At 74.4% G+C, this 18,477-nt stretch carries 13 protein-coding genes and 1 pseudogene; 6 read left to right on the plus strand and 8 right to left on the minus strand.

Translation table 11 applies throughout. The annotated features are described in order from the left end of the window. Positions 1–9: 9 nt before the first annotated feature. From C3486_RS05880 to C3486_RS05890, 3 genes are all read right to left on the minus strand, one after another. Positions 10–1,476 (minus strand): aldehyde dehydrogenase family protein, encoded by a 1,467-nt coding sequence (locus C3486_RS05880; RefSeq protein ID WP_103831500.1) that lies wholly within the window; start codon positions 1,474–1,476, stop codon positions 10–12. 115 nt (positions 1,477–1,591) lie between these two features. Then, a complete protein-coding gene (locus tag C3486_RS05885; RefSeq protein ID WP_258052623.1) occupies positions 1,592–2,431 on the minus strand; it encodes a cytochrome c oxidase assembly protein in 840 nt (279 codons plus the stop codon). Then, positions 2,428–2,922 carry a DUF2243 domain-containing protein gene (locus tag C3486_RS05890; RefSeq protein ID WP_103831501.1) on the minus strand — a complete coding sequence of 165 codons (495 nt, stop codon included), beginning with the start codon at positions 2,920–2,922 and terminating at the stop codon, positions 2,428–2,430. The genes C3486_RS05885 and C3486_RS05890 overlap by 4 nt, the downstream gene beginning before the upstream one ends. Positions 2,923–3,085: 163 nt before the next feature. Here C3486_RS05890 and C3486_RS05895 point away from each other — a divergent pair, with 163 nt between their 5' ends. Further along, positions 3,086–3,619: a hypothetical protein gene (locus C3486_RS05895; protein WP_103831502.1), complete on the plus strand. Its 534-nt coding sequence runs from the start codon at positions 3,086–3,088 to the stop codon at positions 3,617–3,619. A 60-nt stretch (positions 3,620–3,679) separates the two neighbouring features. Here C3486_RS05895 and C3486_RS05900 read toward each other — a convergent pair whose 3' ends face one another. Next, a complete protein-coding gene (locus tag C3486_RS05900) occupies positions 3,680–4,285 on the minus strand; it encodes an AAA family ATPase (protein ID WP_103831503.1) in 606 nt (201 codons plus the stop codon). Between the two features lie 90 nt (positions 4,286–4,375). Here C3486_RS05900 and C3486_RS05905 point away from each other — a divergent pair, with 90 nt between their 5' ends. Beyond that, complete coding sequence (locus tag C3486_RS05905) at positions 4,376–5,170, plus strand: SDR family NAD(P)-dependent oxidoreductase (RefSeq protein WP_103831504.1); 795 nt, start codon at positions 4,376–4,378, stop codon at positions 5,168–5,170. Positions 5,171–5,319: 149 nt separating this feature from the next. After that, on the plus strand, positions 5,320–6,288 hold the full coding sequence (locus tag C3486_RS05910) for a YihY/virulence factor BrkB family protein (protein WP_103831505.1): 969 nt from the start codon (positions 5,320–5,322) through the stop codon (positions 6,286–6,288). A 126-nt stretch (positions 6,289–6,414) separates the two neighbouring features. Here C3486_RS05910 and C3486_RS05915 read toward each other — a convergent pair whose 3' ends face one another. Next, positions 6,415–6,732, minus strand: a complete 318-nt coding sequence (locus tag C3486_RS05915; protein WP_103831506.1) for a hypothetical protein — start codon at positions 6,730–6,732, stop codon at positions 6,415–6,417. 244 nt (positions 6,733–6,976) lie between these two features. Between C3486_RS05915 and C3486_RS05920 the strand changes: the two genes are divergently transcribed. Beyond that, positions 6,977–11,470 (plus strand): HAD-IC family P-type ATPase, encoded by a 4,494-nt coding sequence (locus C3486_RS05920; protein WP_219822198.1) that lies wholly within the window; start codon positions 6,977–6,979, stop codon positions 11,468–11,470. 48 nt (positions 11,471–11,518) lie between these two features. On the opposite strand, the pseudogene C3486_RS05925 reads toward C3486_RS05920, so the two are convergent. Both C3486_RS05925 and mdlC read right to left on the minus strand, forming a co-directional pair. Further along, positions 11,519–12,422 (minus strand): annotated as a pseudogene (locus C3486_RS05925) (NADP-dependent oxidoreductase). 126 nt (positions 12,423–12,548) lie between these two features. Continuing rightward, on the minus strand, positions 12,549–14,141 hold the full coding sequence (mdlC, locus tag C3486_RS05930; protein ID WP_103831508.1) for a benzoylformate decarboxylase: 1,593 nt from the start codon (positions 14,139–14,141) through the stop codon (positions 12,549–12,551). 131 nt (positions 14,142–14,272) lie between these two features. Here mdlC and C3486_RS05935 point away from each other — a divergent pair, with 131 nt between their 5' ends. Beyond that, entirely contained in the window at positions 14,273–15,172 is a 900-nt protein-coding gene (locus C3486_RS05935; protein ID WP_103831509.1) for a LysR family transcriptional regulator, read from the plus strand. Between the two features lie 247 nt (positions 15,173–15,419). Continuing rightward, the gene (locus C3486_RS05940) at positions 15,420–16,781 is read left to right on the plus strand and encodes an MFS transporter (RefSeq protein ID WP_103831510.1); all 1,362 of its coding nucleotides are present in this window, start codon (positions 15,420–15,422) and stop codon (positions 16,779–16,781) included. 97 nt (positions 16,782–16,878) lie between these two features. On the opposite strand, the gene C3486_RS05945 is transcribed toward C3486_RS05940, so the two are convergent. Beyond that, positions 16,879–18,339, minus strand: coding sequence for an aldehyde dehydrogenase family protein (locus C3486_RS05945; protein WP_103831511.1), 1,461 nt, complete (start codon positions 18,337–18,339; stop codon positions 16,879–16,881). Between the last annotated feature and the right edge of the window lie 138 nt (positions 18,340–18,477).

Here is an 18,477-nt window from a genome sequence, read left to right on the forward strand (position 1 = left end):
CCTGCCGCCTCAGCCCTTGAACCAGCCGGACGGCGCCGGCCGCAGGTTCTGGTAGATGTGCTTGGCCTCCTGGTACTCGCGCAGGCCCGTCGGCCCCAGCTCGCGCCCGACGCCGGAGTGCCCGAAGCCGCCCCACTCGGCCTGCGGCACGTACGGGTGGAAGTCGTTGATCCACACCGTGCCGTGCCGCAGCCGCTGCGCCACCCGCTGCGCCCGGCTCGCGTCGCTGGTCCACACCGCGCCCGCCAGCCCGTACTTGGTGTCATTGGCGAGCCGGATGGCGTCCTCCTCGTCCCGGAACCGCTCGACCGTCACCACCGGGCCGAACACCTCCTCCTGCACGATCCGCATCGACCGGTCGCAGTCGGCGTAGATCGTCGGCAGGACGAAGAAGCCACGGGAGAGTTCCGGGTCGTCGGGGCGGCGTCCGCCGCACACCAGACGCGCGCCCTCGGCACGCGCGACCTCCAGGTAGCCCTCCACCTTCTCCCGGTGCTCGGCCGAGCTGAGCGGCCCGCTCTCGGTGTCCTCGTGCATGCCGTTGCCGAGCCGGATGCGCCGGGCCCGGTCGGCCAGCGCCTCCACGAAGCGGTCGTGCAGCCCCTCCTGGACGATGAGGCGCGACCCGGCCGAACACACCTGGCCCGAGTGGAGGAAGGCCGCGTCCAGCGCGTAGTCCACCGCCGCCTCGAAGTCGGCGTCCTCGAAGACGACGTTGGGGTTCTTGCCGCCCAGCTCCAGCGCGATGTTCTTCACGTCGGCCGCGGCGCCCGCCATGATCGTGCGGCCGGTCGCCAGCCCGCCGGTGAACGACACCAGGTCCACGTCCGGGTGCTGGGTCATGGCCGCGCCGACCGTCGAGCCCGGCCCCAGGACCAGGTTGGCCACTCCGGGCGGTGCGCCCGCCTCCTCCAGCAGCCGGAAGAGATGGATCGTCGTCAGCGGCGTCGTCTCGCTCGGCTTCAGCACGAAGGTGTTGCCGGCCGCGAGCGCGGGCGCCACCTTCCAGGTCGCCTGGAGCAGCGGGTAGTTCCACGGCGCGATCAGCGCGCACACCCCGACCGGCTGGTACACCACCCGGCTCAGCACGTCCGGGCCGACGTCCACGACCCGCCCGCCGTCCTTGTCGGCGATCTCGGCGAAGTAGCGGAAGGCGTTCGCGATGTCCTCCACGTCGAGCCGGGACTCCGCGATGGTCTTGCCGGTGTCCTGGGTCTCGATGCGGGCGACCTCGTCACGGTCGCGCAGCAGTAGCTCGTACACGCGGTGCAGGACGTCCGCGCGGCGCCGGGTCGGGGCGTTCGCCCACTCCCCGTCGTCGAACGCGCGCCGGGCGGCCCGCACCGCCCGGCCGACGTCCGTGCCGTCCGCGTCGTCGACGGTCCGCACCACGGATGCGTCGAACGGATTGATCACGTCACGCCGGCCGCCCGCGGCGGCTGCCGTCCACTCACCGTCGATGTACAGGTCAGCCATCTGCTGGTCTCCTCGCTCCCCGGAACCCGGGGCGTACGCCTGCGCCAGGGCCTGGACCGCACCATCGTCCAGAGTCCGCGTCGGCGGACGGCGGGGCGCACCGAAGGACCCCGGGCTACGAGGGGGAAAGTGACTCGGTCGGGCTAAGGGCCCGCTGCCGTACCCCGCGGCCGGTGCGGGCGTACCACTGGGCGGCGAGGACGGCGGCGAGCGCGGCTTCGACCAGGTCGCCGCCGTAGTACATCAGCCGGGCTCCCGTGTGCAGGTCCGCCGCCGTGAAGGCGGTGCCCGGCGGGGGAGCGGCGTAGAGGGTCTTGGCGAGGACCGTGTGGGCCCACCCCGCCGCCAGCAGGGTGACGCCCCGCCCGGCCACGCTCCACCGGTGGCGTACCGGGTCGAGCCGGCACACGGCGAAGGTGAACAGCAGCCCGGCGGCCAGGACGTGGGCATGGACGGCCGTGCCGAGCAGCGGATGGTGATGAGCGGCCGCCAGGAGGGGAGTGCGGTACAGCAGCCACAGGCCCCCGAGGTCGAGCGCGGCGGCCACGGGCGGACGGAGCAGCCAGGCGATGGGCCGGGAGTGCGCCACCGTCAGCAGCCCGCGCCGCACCGGCCCGGGAGACAGACTGCGCAGCGTGAGCGTCAGCGGCCGGGCGAGGACGAGCAGCAGCGGGGCGGCCATGGCGACGGCGAGGTGCTGGGCCATGTGGGCGGTGAACGGCCCGCCCGGCAGCGGGGCGGCCGACGCGTACGCCAGGGTGACGCTGCCGGCGGCGAAGGCGGCGTCCCGGAGCCGGGGCCAGGCGTCCCCGCGCCGGCGAAGCCGGGCGGCAGCGGCCAGATACGCGCACGCGGCCGGCACGACGGCCAGGACGACGACCGTCCCGAAGACGTCCGTCGTGCCGAAGAGGCCCGTACCGGGTTGGGTGGCGGGGTGCGTGTGGGCCGGGATCACGCGCGCTCCGAGCGGTCCGGCGAGCGGCGCGCCGCGCGCAGGGCCAGGGCGATGCCGAGGAGCAGCAGGACGCACCCGGCCAGGTTCCACGCCCAGTCGTACGGGGCGACGTCGACGCCGTAGCGGACCTGGTGCAGGCGCAGCAGCTTGTGGTCGATGACGCCGTCGAAGAGCTGGAAGCCGCCCAGCCCCAGGAAGAAGCCGGCCCAGGCATGGCCCGGCACCAGGGCACGGCGTCGCCGCAGGTCGGCGAAGAGGACGAACCCGGCGACCAGGGCCAGCAGCTCACCGGTGTGCAACAGCCCGTCGGACAGCAGGGCGATGCCGGGCGTGGACCGGTCGTAGAAGTGGTGCCAGTGGAGGACCTGATGAAAGACGATCTCATCGAGGGCGGCCATCACGGCCACGCCGATCAGGGCGCACACGGCGAGGGACCGGCGCGGCTGAAGACGGTCGCCGTGCGGGGGCGGCGGGGTCGGTTCGCTCCTCATCCTGGGCTCTTCCTGGTAGACGCCTGTGAGTGCGCTACGCCTTCCCGGTCGCCCCGCGGCAAGCTCCCTCGGTGCGGCATTCGGGCAGTACCGCTGCCGCATCCGGACGCCTGCCGTGCCGTCCGGGTGGTGTGCGCAACTGAGTGCGGGTACCCGTGGCGGCATGATGAAGCGCGCACTGTGGCAGGGCCTCCTCGCCGGCGCGGCCGGGGTGGTGGTGATGACGCTCGGTGAGAAGGCCGAACAGCGGCTGACCGGCCGGCCAGACTCCCACGTACCGGCACGCACCCTGGAGCGGGTGACGGGCCTGCCGGAGCGGCCCGGGCGCCGGCCGGTGGCCGTGAACTGGGCCATGCACTACGGCCAGGGCGCCCTGCTCGGTGTGCTGCGGTCGGTCATGGCACACGCCGGGCTGCGAGGGCCGTGGTCGTCGGCGAAGTTCGCCGTGGTGCGGCTGACCAACGACCAGATCCTGGAGAACGCCACCGGCGTCGGAGCGCCACCGCAGACCTGGCCACGCAAGGAACTGATCGTCGACCTGCTGCACAAGACCGTCTACGCCTTCGCCACCGGAGCGGTCGCCGACGCGCTGGCGGCCCGCTCCGGCCCCGGCCCCGGACAGCGGCACGCCGCGGCCCGGCCGGGCCGGCACACGGACGTCGGCCCGCTGCCCCGCAGCGAGGCACACGGACGGTAGAAGCCGGCCCTCACACCCCGCCGCCCCCCCGGGGCCCGGCCCCGTACAGCAGCCCGCGCCTCACGCCTCCTCCCGGCCCGCCTCCACCGACCGCAGCACCGCACGCACCCGGTCCTCGACCGGTGCCCGGTCCAGCTCGACCAGCTCGTAGCCGCTCTCCTCGTACGCCTCGGCCACCGCCCGGTGCGTCCGTTCGGCCTCCTCGGGCGACTGCCTGCGTTCCGCGTCGACGGTGTAGATCTCCGGCCAGAACGGGGCGAGGAAGACCCGGCGGTGGTACCGGTACCGCCGTGCGGCGGCGTGTACATGGTCCGGTACGGGCAGACCCTCTAGCCGCAGGTAGCCGATGAGGTCGGGGACGCCGCGGTCGAAGAAGACGGGACCCGGAGGGGCCCCGGCCGCGAGCCGGTAGGAGCGCAGCTCCCAGCCCAGCATCAGCTCGGCGAACAGCGCCGGGTCGGTCCACGGCAGGCCGCGCCCGCCGACGGCCGTCTGGTCCCGGATCACCCCGCGCCCGGCCTCCTCCGACCGGGCGTACCCCAGCGCCGCCAGCCGGTCGATCAGCGTGTTCTTGCCGGCGCCGGGACCGCCGGTGACGACGTGGAACCGGGCGGCGTGCCGGGCCGCGGGGACGGATGACAGGGGGGACGAGACGGGGGACGACATGGGGGACACCTTTCGTGCCGTTGGGCGGGGGAGCGGATGCGGCGTGGCAGCCTGCCGGGCAGCAGCCGAATCGGGAAACGGAGCGCACGCATGCAGCTGGACCTGTCAGGACGGACCGCGCTGGTCACCGGATCGACCCAGGGCATCGGCGCGGCGATCGCCGCGGGGCTCGCCCGTTCGGGCGCCCGGGTCGCGGTCAACGGGCGGAACACCGCCCGGGTCGACGAGGCCGTCGCCCGGCTCGGGCAGGACGTGCCCGGCGGGCGGTTCGTCGCCGCGGCGGCCGACGTGACCACCGAGGAGGGTGCTGCCCGGCTGGCGGACACGCTGCCGGACGTGGACATCCTCGTCAACAACCTCGGCATCTTCGGCGCCCGGGACCCGCTGGAGATCAGCGACACGGAGTGGCGCCGCTACTTCGAGGTGAACGTGCTGGCCGCGGTCCGGCTCACCCGGACGTACCTGCCCGGCATGACCGGGCGCGGCTGGGGCCGCATCCAGTACATCGCCAGCGACTCGGCCGTGGTGATCCCCGCCGAGATGATCCACTACGGCATGTCGAAGACCGCCCTCCTCGCGGTGGGCCGCGGCTTCGCGAAGCAGGCGGCGGGCACCGGCGTCACGGTCAACTCCGTCATCGCCGGGCCGACGCACACCGGCGGCGTGGAGGACTTCGTGTACGAACTGGTCGACCGCGACCTGCCGTGGGACGAGGCGCAGCGGGTCTTCATGCGCGAGCACCGCCCGCAGTCGCTGCTGCAGCGGCTGATCGAGCCCGAGGAGATCGCGCACATGGTCGTCTACCTCAGCTCGGACCAGGCGTCGGCGACCACCGGCGGTGCGCTCCGGGTGGACGGCGGCTACGTGGACTCGATCCTGCCCTGACGCCGCGCGGGTCCTCTCCAGGCCCTCGCGGCGGGCCATCGGCCGCGGTCACTCCACGGTCCCTCCATACGGACCAGCCCGGCGGGCGGCCGTCCGCCGGGCGGGTGAGGCTGGATGTCCGATCACCCGATGCGGAAGGTCCCGTACCCATGCGAGGGCATCAGCGAGACGAGCAACACCACGGCGGCGGGGCGAGCGCCGGTATCCCGCAAGGCCCCGGCGACCTGCCCAAGCAGTCGTGGAAGGCGGTGCTGAAACGCACCGCGAAGGAGTTCAAGAAGGACAACCTCACCGACCTGGCGGCAGCGCTCACCTACTACGGCGTGCTGGCCATCTTCCCCGCCGCGCTGGCCCTGGTGTCCATCCTCGGCCTGATGGGCAGCGGAACGATCCAGCCGATGATCGACAACGTCGGCAAGTTCGCCCCGGGCGCCGCCCGCGACGTCCTCACCAGCATGCTCAAACAGATGCAGGGCAGCGGCGGCAAGGCCGGCATCGCGCTGGTCATCGGCATCGTCATCGCCCTGTGGTCGGCCTCCGGCTACATCGCGGCCTTCATGCGTGCCGCCAACACCGTGTACGACATCGAGGAGGGCCGGCCCGCCTGGAAGGTCCTGCCGACCCGCTTCCTGATCACCGTCGTGACCGTCGTCCTGCTCGCGGTCATCAGCGTGGCCGTGGTCTTCACCGGCTCACTGGCCCACAAGGCGGGCGACGCGCTCGGCCTCGGCAGCACCGCCGTGACGGTGTGGAACATCGCCAAGTGGCCGGTCATGGTGATCCTGATCAGCTTCATCATCGGGCTGCTGTACTGGGCGGCGCCCAACGTCCGGCGCCGGTTCCGCTGGGTCACGCCCGGCAGCGTGCTGGCCATCCTGCTCTGGCTGGTCGCCTCGGCCCTCTTCGCCCTCTACGTCGCCAACTTCAGCAACTACAACAAGACCTACGGCAGCCTCGCGGGGATCATCATCTTCCTCGTCTGGCTGTGGATCTCCAACCTCGCCATCCTGCTCGGCTTGGAGCTCAACGCCGAGATGGAGCGGAGCCGCGCCATGGAAGGCGGCCATCCGCGGGACGAGGAACCGTACGCCGAACCGCGCGACACCCGTAAGCTCTGAGGCCGTACCGCGCTGCGCACCTCGCGCGCGGCCCCTCCGCCGGAAGACGGTACCGGGCCCGGTTCCCCACGGAACCGGGCCCGGTGCCGGTCTGCCCGGCGGCTCTCTCCCTCCCCTCTTCCGCCGTCAGTCCTTCTTCTTCGTGCCCTGCGCGGCCTGCTGCGCGGCCTGCTCGGGGCCGGATTCGGCCGCCGGCTGCGCCCGTTCGGCCGGTTCCTGCCGCCGGGAGCGCTGTATCAGGACGGTGGCGCCACCGACGGCCAGGGCGACCGGCCACTCCAGCGCCCCGGCGACGGCGAGCGCGCCGAGGCCGCCGTAGTACACGAGTTCCCTGGCAGGCGGCAGGGGCGGCAGCCATCCGGTGGCCGTCCGCGCGTTGTTCACCACGTCGCCCGGTGTGAGGTACGGGACGTGCAGCGGTGCGCGGACGTCGAGGGTGTGCACGCTCAGGCCCTGCTTGCTGCGGTGTATGTGCGTTTCCTCTGCGGACTCCTGAGCGGGCGTCCGTTTCGCAGCGGTTTTCCGCGTGCTTTCGGCTGTACTGGGCATCCCAACTCCTTGTTTGGCCCGAGTACGGTGTGCTGTGCGCACTCCATTCTGGCGCGTCCAGCGCGCGCCGGGGCATCGGAACGAAGCGGGCGGGCACCGGCTTCGGGGGGCCGGATGCCGGGGAGGCGGGTGGCGGACGGTGAAGGTACCGGGGATCGGCATCGTGCACACGGTGGCGCGGTCGGCGGTGAGCGCGCTCGGCGCGCCGGCGCGGCCACGCACACGGATCAACGGCGACCGCGCACACATCGCGGTGCGCGGACTGCGGGAGGCGGACAGCACACTGGCCACGGCGGCGGCCACCGCCGTGGAACAGCGGCTCGCCGCCCTGCCCGGCGTACGGTGGGCCGCGGTCAACGTCGTACTGGGCCACGCCGTGGCCGCACTGGAAGAGGGCAGCCCCCTCGAACTGGCCGCCACAGCGCAGGCGTTGGCGGAATCGGTCGAGGCGGTGGAGGAGGAGCACCAGCTGACCGGCCCGCTGCCCGAGCACCCGGCGTCGCCCGCGAGCATCCAGCGCGCCGCCCTCTCGCTCGCCTTCCAGGCGGCCGCCGTACCGGTCGCCACCGCCGTCCGGCTCTCCCAGCGCACGCCGCTGCCGACCGCCCTGTCCGCGCTGGTCTCCGTCGTCGACACCCAGCCGGCGCTGCGCCGCAGGCTGACGGCCGTCGTGGGGCCGCGCAACATCGACGTGGTGCTGGCCGGGCTGAGCGCGCTCGCCCACGCCGGCACCGGAGGCTTCGTCGGGCTGGGCGTGGACGCCGTGCGCCACTCCCTGCGGCTGGCCGAGACGACCGCGCACCGCGAGGCGTGGGCGTCCGCCGAACCCCGCGTCACCGAGACCGCGCGGCACGTACGTGCCGCCGCCGTACCCGAAGCGGAGCGCACGGTGCCGCTGCGGGAGGGGCCCGTCGAGCGGTACGCGCGCCGCTCCGGCTGGGTGGCCGGCACCGTCTTCGCCGGCACCTTCGCGGTGACCCGCAAGGCGATACCGGCGGCGGGCGCCGCCGTGGCGTCCGTGCCCAAACCGCCCTGGGCGGCGCGCGAGGCGTTCGCCGGCACCCTGGGCCGGGGCCTGTCCCGGCAGGGCTCCCTCGTCACCGGGCCCGAAGCGCTGCGCCGGCTGGACCGGGTGCACACCGTCGTCCTGGACACCGAGGCCCTGCTGACGGGCGGTCACCTGCTGGCCGACCTCGCCCCGCTGAACGGCAAGCACGCCACCGGCGACCTCGCCGCGACCGCGTACCGGCTCTTCGACGGGCGGCGGCCCACGGCCGCGCACGAGGACGACGACTGGTCGCTGGCCCCGCTGGAGGAGCCCGCGGACCGCGCGGGAGCGGAGGGGAAGAACGCGGCGGCCGTGGCGGAGGCGGCGGACCGGCTGCGCCGCGACGGCGCCGAGCACGTCCTGGTACTGGCGCACCGGGGCAAGCCGCGTGCGCTGGCCGCCGTGGTGCCCGAACTGCACGAGGCCGCCGAAGGACTCGTCACGGCGGCCCGCCGGAGCCACCTCACCGTCCTGACGGCGGGCCGGTACGCGGCCCACGTCGCCCTGTCCGACGCGCACGGCACCGTACCCGGCGGCGACCGGCTGGCCGGCTCCGTACGCGACCTGCAGCGCGACGGCACCGGCGTGCTGCTGGTCTCGGCGGACCGCGACGCGCTCACCGTCGCCGACGTGGGCGTCGGCGTCACCGGTCAGGACGGGGTGCTCCCGTGGGGCGCCGACGTCCACGTGGGGGCCGACCTCGCGCGGGTCCGCGTGCTCGTGGCGGCGTGCGGCGCGGCCCGGCCGGTGTCCCAGCGCGGCGTACGGCTGGCCCAGGCGGCCGCCGTGGTCGGCGCCGTCGCGACGCTGGCGGGCCGCAGGAAGCGCGGGATGGCCGCGCGCAGCCTGCTCGCCGTCAACGCGGCCGCGGCGCTGGGCATGGCGCAGGGCGTGTGGGCGGCAGCGCAGGTGCTGCACGTCAACGGCGCCCCGATCCCGGCCCGCCGCCCCTGGCACGCCATGACCCCGGACACCGTACTGGGCCTGACCGGCGGCAGCGAGGACGGGCTGACCACCCGTCAGGCACGCAGCCGCACCAGGACGGCGGGGGACCAGGTCCAGCAGCCCTCGCTGCTCCGCGCGGTCGCCACCGAGACCGCCAACCCGCTCACCCCCGTGCTCCTCGGCGGCGCCGCCCTCTCGGCAGGCGTGGGCGCGCTGCTGGACGCGTACATCATCGTCGGCGTCACCCTGCTGTCCGGCTGCATCGGCGGCGTACAGCGCCACCTGGCCGACCGCGCCGTCGCCGACCTGCACCGCCGCTCCGCCGTCATGACCACCGTCCTGCGGGACGGCGAGGAGCGCCGGCTGCCGTCCGAGGAACTGGTGTCGGGCGACGTGGTCGCGCTGGCCGCCGGTGACGTGGTGCCCGCCGACTGCCGGCTGCTGACCGCACGCGGCCTGGAGGCGGACGAGTCCGCGCTGACCGGCGAGTCGCTGCCGGTCGCCAAGGACGTCGCCCCCGTCCTCGCCGCCGACCTGGCCGACCGCACCTCCATGGCGTACGAGGGGACCACCGTGGCCGCCGGACGGGCGCGCGGCGTGGTCGTCGCCACCGGTGCCGCCACCGAGGCGGGCCGCGGCGCGCAGGCCGGACGGGGCGCCGCCGCACCGGTCGGCGTGGAGCGCCGCCTCGCGCAGATCACCCGCACCACGATGCCGGTGGCACTCGGCGCGGCCGGCACCCTGATGGCCGTGGGCCTGCTGCGCGGCCGGCCCGCCCGGGAGACCGTCGGCGCGGGCGTCGGCCTCGCGGTGGCCAGCGTCCCCGAAGGGCTGCCCTTCCTCGTCTCGGCCGCCCAACTCGCCGCCGCACGGCGGCTGTCGGCGCAGGGCGTCCTCGTCCGCGACCCCCGCACCATCGAGGCGGTGGGCCGTACGGACGTCCTGTGCTTCGACAAGACCGGCACCCTCACCCACGGACAGATCGCGCTCAGCGCCGTCTCGGCGGCCGGCCGCAGCCTCGCCCTGGAACGCCTCGGCGCCGAGCACGAGGACGTACTGGCGGCCGGGCTGCGCGCCACGCCCCGGCGGCGCCGCAAGCAGCCGCTCGCGCACGTCACCGACAACGCCGTGGTCACCGGCGCCGAGGAGGCCGGGGTGCACCGCACCCGCTCGGCCGCCGGCTGGAAGCGCACCGCGCAGCTGCCGTTCGAGCCGAGCCGCGGCTTCCACGCGGCGGTCGGCCGCAGCGGCACGGAGTGGGTGCTGTCGGTGAAGGGCGCACCCGAAGAAGTCATCGAGCGGTGCACGAGCCAGGCGGGGCGCACGCTGGAACGCGCCGACCGCGAAGAACTCCTCGCCGAGGGCGAGAAGCTGGCCGCCGAGGGGCACCGCGTCCTCGCGGTCGCCGAACGCCGTACCCGTAAGGACCCCACGGTGGACGGCAAGCTCACCGACGAGGCCGTCGGCAAGCTCGGCTTCCTCGGCTTCCTCGCCTTCTCCGACCAGGTGCGCGGCACCGCCGCCGGCTCCGTGCGGGAACTCGGCGAAGCAGGCGTGCACATCGTCATGATCACCGGTGACCACCCGCAGACCGCCGAGTCCATCGCCAAGGAACTGGGCGTCATCAACGGCCGTCGCGTGGTCACCGGCGCCGAGCTGGACAGCATGGACGACGCGGCGCTGGACAGGGCGCTGCCGGAGGTCGGCGTCGTCGCGCGCAGCACGCCGGAGCACAAGGTACGCGTCGTCCAGGCGTTCCAGCGCCTGGGCCGTACGGTCGCCATGACCGGCGACGGCGCCAACGACGCGCCCGCCATCCGGATCGCCGACGTGGGCATCGCACTGGGCGGCCGCGGCACCCCGGCGGCGCGCGCCGCCGCCGACCTGGTGGTCACCGACGACCGGCTGGAGACCATCCTCGCCGTGCTCATCGAGGGCCGCGCCATGTGGGCCTCGGTACGCCAGGCCCTCGCGATGCTCGTCGGCGGCAACCTCGGCGAGATCGCCTTCACCGTCCTCGGCGCCACCGTCTCCGGCACCTCGCCGCTGACGGCCCGTCAACTGCTGCTGGTCAATCTCTTCACCGACCTGCTCCCGGCCATCGCCCTCGCGGTACGCGCGCCGCACCCGGAGGCAGCGGCACGCCTCCTGCGCGAGGGACCCGAGGCGTCACTGGGCACGGCGCTGACCGAGGAGACCGCGCAGCGGGCGCTCGCCACGGCGACCGGTGCCGCCGCCGGCTGGCTCGCGGCACGCCTCACCGGCCGCCCGGCCCGCGCCCGTACGGTGGCGCTCACCGCGCTGGTGGCCACCCAGCTCGGTCAGACCCTGCTGATCGGCGGCCGGGACCGGTCGGTGGTGGCCTCGGCCGCCGGTTCGATGGCGGCGCTCGCTGCCGTCGTCCAGACCCCCGGGCTCAGCCACTTCTTCGGCTGCACCCCGCTCGGCCCGGTCGCCTGGACGATCGCCCTGTCGGCGGCCGGCGCGGCGACGGCGGGCTCGTCCCTCCTCCCGCCCCTGATCACCCGCATGGAGGCCCTGACGACCCGACGGAAGGAACCCGAACAGGCATCGGACACGGAGCCGTCGGCGGACCCGGCCCGGGCCACGGCTCCGGCCCGGCTCACGGTGGTGGACTGAGGCCGAGGCGGTGGCCCGAGGCCGCCGCACGCACCGGTCGCGGGCGCGTCAGCCGACCAGCAGGACGAGCTTCCCGCGTACGCGGCCGTCCTCGCCGGCGCGGTGTGCCTCGGCGACCTCGGCGAGCGGGAACGTCCGCACGACCGGGAGCGCGAAGCGCCCGGCCTCGACCAGCTCGCCGATCCCGGCGAGCGCGTGGAGCGCACGGCCGGCGTCCCCACGGCTGAAGGTCACCCCGTGCTCCCGGGCGCCCTCGAAGTCGGCGACGGTGACGACGTGTTCGGCGCCGCCGGCGAGCCCGATCAGCTCGGGCAGGACTCCGCTCCCGGCGACGTCGAGCGCCACGGCCGACGCCGTCGGGAGCGAGCGCGCGGACCCGCTCGACGAGGCCGGCGCCGTACGCGACGGGCTCGGCTCCCAGTGAACGCAGGTACGCGTGGTTCGCCGGGCTCGCGGTGCCGATGACGCGTGCGCCGCGCACCACGGCGAGCTGGACCGCGGCGCTGCCGACGCTTCCCGAGGCACCGTTGACGAGCAGCGTGCTGCCGCCCGCGACGCCGAGCTGGTCGAGCGCGCGCGTGGCCGTCTCGACGGCGGCCGGCAGCGCGGCGGCGTCCGCGAAGCCGAGCGACGGCGGGACCGGCGCGTAGTGGGCCAGCACGGCCAGTTCGGCCTGGGCCGCACCTTCCGCCGAGAAGCCGAAGACCGGGTCGCCGACGGCCACGTCCGTCACGCCCTCGCCGAGCGCGTCGACGACGCCCGCCGCCTCGTAGCCCAGGGGCTGCGGCAGTTCCGGGTCCATCAGGCCCCGGCGCTTCTTCCAGTCGCTCGCGTTGACCCCGGCCGCGCGCACCGCGATCCGCACCTGGCCGGGGCCCGGCCGGGGATCGGGCAGCTCCATGAGCTCCAGTACCTCCGGGCCCCCGAACCGGTGGAAACGGACTGCCTTCATCACGTGCTCCGCAAGTCGACTCGGGCGTCACACTCACCGCGCGTGCGACGGCACACGGGGGACGCCTCGCCCACCGTACGTCACCGCACGATCCGCCCCTTCACGGCACGGCACCGCGCACTACGGCTACGGCTCGGTCAGCTCCGTCGCGACCTCGATCACGGCCGGCTCGCCGCTGCCGAGCGCGTCCTCGAGGGCCCGTACGAAGTCCTCGCCCGTGCGCACCGCGGTCGCGCGTACCCCGTAACCACCTGCGAGCCGGACGAAGTCGATGCCGGGCACGTCCAGGCCCGGCGTCTCCCCGGAGCCCAGGACCGTGGAGAACCAGCGCAGCGCACCGTACGTCCCGTTGTTCAGGATCACGATGATCACCGGGATGCGGTACCGGGCCGCCGTCCACAGCGCGGTGATGCCGTAGTTCGCCGAGCCGTCCCCGATCAGGCCGATGACCTGCCGCCGGTCGTGCGCCAGCTGCGCGCCGACGGAGGCCGGCAGGCCGAAGCCCAGCCCGCCGGAGGCCGGGAAGAAGTAACTGCCCGGCAGGGAGAGGTCCATCTGGGCCCAGAAGGCGCCGGTGGTCGAGGTGGACTCCTTCACGTACACCGCGTCCCGCGGCGCGGTACGGCGCAGCAGCGCGAACAGCTCCTCGGGGTGCACCCGGTCCCCGGAAGCGGCCGTGGGCGCGGGCCGGAAGTCCGGCAGCGGCGGCAGCGCCGGACGGCGCCCACCCGTCACCCGCTCGGCCAGCCGCGCCAGCGCGTCCCGCACCCCGCCGACCAGCGCCTCGCCCATCGGCGCCCGCGCGGCCTCGCCCGGATCGCTGGTCAGCTGGATCAGCCGGGCCCCCTCGGGCAGATACGCGCCGGGCACGAACTGGTGGTACCGGAACACCGGCGCCCCGGCCACCAGGATCACGTCGTGCCCCGCCAGCGCTTCGCTCACGCCCCGCACGGCCGCCGGCAGCACACCGCGGAAGGCGGGGTGCCGGGTGGGGAAGGGACAGCGGGAAGCGGAGGGCGCGATCCACACCGGCGCGCCCAGCGCGTCCGCCAGCCGTACGGCGTCGGCGTTGGCCTCCTCGGCGTCCACCTCGGGGCCGAGCACCAGCACGGGGTTGGCCGCGCCGTCCAGGGCCGCAACGAGGCCGTCGAGCTGTGCCTCGCCGAGCGCACCGGCCGCCGCCGTCCGACGTTCCGTCAGGAGGCGGGCGTCGTCGGGTGCCTCCTGCGCCCAGTCGTCGTACGGCACCGACACATACACCGGGCCCTTGGCCGGCAGGTTCGCCAGATGGATCGCCTGGCTCAGCGCGCGCGGCACGTCCGCCGCGCAGGCCGGCTCGCAGGCCCACTTGACCAGCGGCTTCGGCAGGGCGGGCGCGTCCACGCTGGCCAGCATGACCTCCTGGCCGACCGTCGAGCGGACCTGCTGGCCCGCGGTGATCACCAGCGGGCTGTGCGCGTACACCGCGTTGGTGAGCATGCCCATGGCGTTGCCGGTGCCGGCGGCCGCGTGCAGGTTCACGAACGCGGCCTCGCCACGGGCCTGTGCGTACCCGTCGGCCATGGCCAGCACCGCGCCCTCGTGCAGCCCGAGGACATAGCGGAAGTCCGCCGGCATGCCGGCGAGGAACGGCAGCTCGTTCGAGCCCGGATTGCCGAAGACCGTCGTCAGGCCGTGCGCCCTCAGCAGCGCGTACGTCGCTTCGCTCACGGTGGCCATCGGTTCTCCGTTCCTGCGGCGGTGACCCGCCTCACGGTAGGGAGGGCACGCCCATAGGGCCAATGACTGCTCTCGATGGCCGCATAGAAGAGATCTATACGCGGTCGTTCGCGTGTTCTAGGGTCGGCCGCGTGCCGGACCTCGACCTCAACCTCGTCAAGACGTTCGTGCTGCTCTACGAGACCCGGAGCGTCACCCGGACCGCGCAGGCGCTCTTCATCACGCAGCCCTCGGCCAGCCACGCCCTGCGGCGGCTGCGCCGGCACTTCGGCGACGACCTCTTCGTCCGCTCCGCCGACGGGCTCCGGCCCACGGAGACCGCGGCGCGCATGTACCCCCGGCTGCGTCAGGCGCTGGAGGTGATCACGGAGACCGTTGCCGGCACCGGCACCTTCGACCCGCTGACCTCGCAGCGCACCTTCCGGCTCCGCGCGACCGACCTCGGCGAGCTGATCCTGCTCCCGGCCGTGCTCGCCGAGCTGGAGACCCGCGCGCCGCACTGCCGGATGGAGGTCGCGCCGCTGGACTCCGCCGCTGCCGCCCAGGAGCTGCGCCAGGGCCGTGCCGACGCCGTCATCTGCACGCCGCGCATCGACGCGCCCGACCTCCGGCGCGACGCGCTGTTCCAGGAGCGCTACGTCGGCCTGTGCGCCGAGGACCATCCGCGCATCGGCGACCGGCCGGCGCTGGGGGAGTACCTGGCCGAGCGGCACATCGCCGTCGCGGCGGCGGCAGGCCACGTCGACGCGGACGAGGTGCTGGCCCGGCTCGGCCACCCGCGCGACATCGTGGCCCACGTACCGCACTTCGCCGTGCTGCCCGAACTGGTCGCGCGCACCGGGTATCTGGCGGTCGTCCCCGGCCGCGCCGTCCGCTCCTTCATCCGCGCGGCGCCGGTGCGCACCTTCACCCTGCCGTTCGACATCCCCACCGCCGAAGTGGCGCTGTACACGTACCGCAGGACGCTGCCGGCGCCGGCGGTGGAGTGGCTGCGCGCCGCGGTCACCGGGCTGCTGGCGTCCGCCCGTTGACGGCCGGGCATCCGGCATCCGGGCAGTGACGGCCGCGCATCCCGCGTCCGGCCGTTGACGGCCGCGTATCTCACGTCCGGCCATTGACAGCCGGGGGAAGCGGCCCGACACTCATGCCACTCATCTGGTGAATGACCTTTCACCAGGCGAACGGCGTGCCGGTGTGCACGCCCGCACGAGCCGCACGGAACGTCCGCGCCGCAGCGGACGCAAGAGCCGCACAGACTCCAGGACACCAGGGACACCCATGACTTCCTCCGGCATGCCCGGGCCAGGCAGCCCGCACACCGCTCGCCCGCCGCACACCTTCCGCACGGTCTTCCCGGTCCTCGCCCTGTGCTGGCTGGCCGTCTTCTTCGACGGGATGGACGTCAACATCTACGGCGCCGTCATGCCGCACATGCTCGACGACGCGGGGCTCGGCCTCACCCCGGCGACCGCCGGGACCATCGGCAGCTGGACCGCCTTCGGCATGCTCTTCGGCGCGCTCGCCGCCGGCAACCTCACCGACTGGCTCGGCCGCCGTTCCACGCTCGTCGCCAGCGTCGTGCTGTTCTCCCTCGGCTCGGCGGTCTGCGCCCTCGCCGCCGGACCGGCCCTCTTCGGTGCCGGCCGGTTCGTCGCGGGCCTCGGCCTCGGCGGCCTCACCCCGCTCGCCCTCGCCATGGTGCTGGAGTTCGCGCCGCCGGGCCGCGCCGCGCTCACCACCGGCCTGCTGATGTCCTCGTACCACGCGGGCGGCATGGCGGCGACCGGCATCGGCCTCGGCCTCGCGCCCGCCGCTGGCTGGCGCGCCGTCTTCTGGGCCGGGGTGCTGCCCGCCGTCATCGCCGTGCCCCTGCTGCTGAAGTACCTCCCCGAATCGCCCGGCGTGCTGCTCGCGCGCGGCGACCGCACCCGCGCCGACGCCGTCGCCGACCGCTACGGCCTGCCCCGCCCCACCCCCGTGCAGGCTCCCGCCGCCGGCGCCAAGGGCCGGCTGGCCGCCGTCCGCGCGCTCTTCGCCGCCGGGTCCCGCCGGGCCACCCTGCTGCTCTGGCTGGCGTCCTTCTGCGGCCTGGTCCTGGTGTACGGCGTGTCCACCTGGCTGCCGCAGATGATGCGCGCCTCCGGCTACGGCCTCAGCTCCTCGGTCACCTTCCTGATGGTCATCAACGGCGGCGGCATCGTCGGCATGTTCGTCGCGGGCCGCGCCGCCGACCGCTTCGGTGCCGTACGCATCTCGGCGCTCTGGTTCGCCCTCACCGCGGCCGGCGCGCTGCTCCTGAAGTCGCACCTGCCGCTCGGCGTCACGTACGTGGTCGTCGCGCTCACCGGCGTCTGGCTGTTCAGCGCGCAGGTGATGGTCTACGCGGTCACCGACACGGTCTACCGCGACAGCGAACGCGCCGCCGGGCTCGGCATGGTCACCGGCGTCGGCCGGATGGGCGCCGCCTTCGGCCCCTGGCTGATCGGCATCCTCGCCGCGACCGGCAGCCAGGCGCGGGGCTTCACCGCGTTCGCGCTGGCGGGCCTGATCGGCGCCGCTGCCGTCGCGCTGGTCCCGCTCGTACGGCGGACGCGGCGCGACGACCGCTCGGCGCCCCGCGACGTCGCGGCGACGGGATGACCGGGCCGGGACGACCGCGACGGGATGAACGCAACAGCACGACCGTGCCGGGGAGGCCGGACCCGAAGGCCGGCCGCCCCGTGAGCGGTTCGTCAGATCAGAAGGGGTACTGCGCCTGCTGCGTCGCCACGGTGACCCAGCGGGTGCTGGAGAACGCCTCGATGCCCCAGCGGCCGCCGAACCTGCCGTACCCGGAGTCCTTGACGCCGCCGAACGGGGCCTGCGGCTCGTCGCCGACGGACTGGTCGTTGACGTGCACGATGCCGGTACGGATCCGGCGTGCGACGGCCAGCCCATGGGTGGCGTTCTCGGTGAGGATGCCGCAGGTCAGGCCGTTCTCGGTGTCGTTGGCGAGTTCAATGGCCGCCGCGTCGTCGGCGAACGTCTCGACCACGCAGACCGGCCCGAACGCCTCGCCGTAGTAGAGGTCCATGTCCTTGGTCACGCCGGTCAGCACGGTCGCCGGGTGCACCGCGCCGTCCGGCGCTCCGCCGCCCGTCAGCACCGTGGCGCCCTTGTCCACCGCGTCCTTCACCAGCGCCGCGACGCGCTCCGCTGCCGCCGCGCTGACCAGCGGCCCGACCACCGTGTTCGGGTCGCGGGGGTCGCCCGAGGGCAGCGCCGCGACCTTCTCGGTGAACTTCCGGGTGAACTCCTCGGCCAGGCTCTCGTGCACGAGGATGCGGTCACCGGACATGCAGATCTGCCCCGCGTTCATGAACACGCCGAAGGTGACCGCGTCCACCGCGTAGTCCACGTCCGCGTCGTCCAGTACGAGGATCGCGTTCTTGCCGCCCAGCTCCAGCACGGCGGGCTTGAGGTGCCGGGCCGCGTGGGTGCCGATGATCCGGCCGACGCCGGTGGAACCGGTGAAGTTGACGGCCCGTACGCGCGCGTCGGCGATCAGCGCCTCGGCGACCTCGGCCGCGTCCTCGGGGGCGTTGGTGACCACGTTCAGCACGCCGTCCGGCAGGCCCGCCTCGCGCAGCACGTCGGCGACGAACAGCCCGCAGGCCAGCGGCGCGTCCTCGCTCGGCTTGACCACGACGGTGTTGCCCGCGGCGAGCGGCGCCGCGACGGCGCGCACGCCGAGGATCAGCGGCGCGTTCCAGGGCGCGAACGCCGCGACGACGCCGAGCGGTTCGCGTATCGCCATGCCCAGCGCGCCGGTCTCCTGGGTGCTCAGCACCTCGCCGCGCGGTGCGGTGATCGCGGCGGCGGCCTCGCGCAGCACGTTGGCCGCGAGCGCGACGTTGAAGTGTGCCCACGGCGCCGTGCCGCCGACCTCCTGCGCCATCAGCTCGACCGCCTGCTCGCCCTTGGCGTCGAGCAGGTCGGCGGCCTTGAGGAAGATCGCCCGGCGCGCGAACGGCGCGAGCGCTGCCCACGCGGGGAACGCCGCCTCCGCCGCGTCCACGGCCCGCGTGACGTCCTCGGGCCCGCCGGCGGCGACGGTCGCGTAGACCTCGCCGGTGAAGGGGCTGATGTCCGCTGCGGTGCGGCCGGAGGCGGCGGGTACGTCCTCGCCGCCGATGAACAGTTCACGGGTGGTCGCCATGAGGTCAATGATCCTTTGTCGCGGGCGGGCAGGGGGAAGCGGGGGAGGGGCCGCGCGGAGCGGCGGGGTCCGCAGCAGGTGCGTAGGTTCGTATGGTGAACTTTCGTTCACTCGTTCCGAAAATGCTGCTTCCGGCCG

The sequence above is a fragment of the Streptomyces sp. Ru73 genome, from assembly GCF_002920575.1.
Taxonomy (GTDB): Bacteria; Actinomycetota; Actinomycetes; order Streptomycetales; family Streptomycetaceae; genus Streptomyces.

Coding starts and splice junctions, on each gene's coding strand:
- C3486_RS05945 (WP_103831511.1), bottom strand. CDS start 18,339: ATGGCGACCACCCGTGAACTGTTCATCGGCGGCGAGGACGTACCCGCC.
- C3486_RS05895 (WP_103831502.1), top strand. CDS start 3,086: ATGATGAAGCGCGCACTGTGGCAGGGCCTCCTCGCCGGCGCGGCCGGG.
- C3486_RS05880 (WP_103831500.1), bottom strand. CDS start 1,476: ATGGCTGACCTGTACATCGACGGTGAGTGGACGGCAGCCGCCGCGGGC.
- C3486_RS05910 (WP_103831505.1), top strand. CDS start 5,320: ATGCGAGGGCATCAGCGAGACGAGCAACACCACGGCGGCGGGGCGAGC.
- C3486_RS05940 (WP_103831510.1), top strand. CDS start 15,420: ATGACTTCCTCCGGCATGCCCGGGCCAGGCAGCCCGCACACCGCTCGC.
- C3486_RS05905 (WP_103831504.1), top strand. CDS start 4,376: ATGCAGCTGGACCTGTCAGGACGGACCGCGCTGGTCACCGGATCGACC.
- mdlC (WP_103831508.1), bottom strand. CDS start 14,141: ATGGCCACCGTGAGCGAAGCGACGTACGCGCTGCTGAGGGCGCACGGC.
- C3486_RS05900 (WP_103831503.1), bottom strand. CDS start 4,285: ATGTCGTCCCCCGTCTCGTCCCCCCTGTCATCCGTCCCCGCGGCCCGG.
- C3486_RS05890 (WP_103831501.1), bottom strand. CDS start 2,922: ATGAGGAGCGAACCGACCCCGCCGCCCCCGCACGGCGACCGTCTTCAG.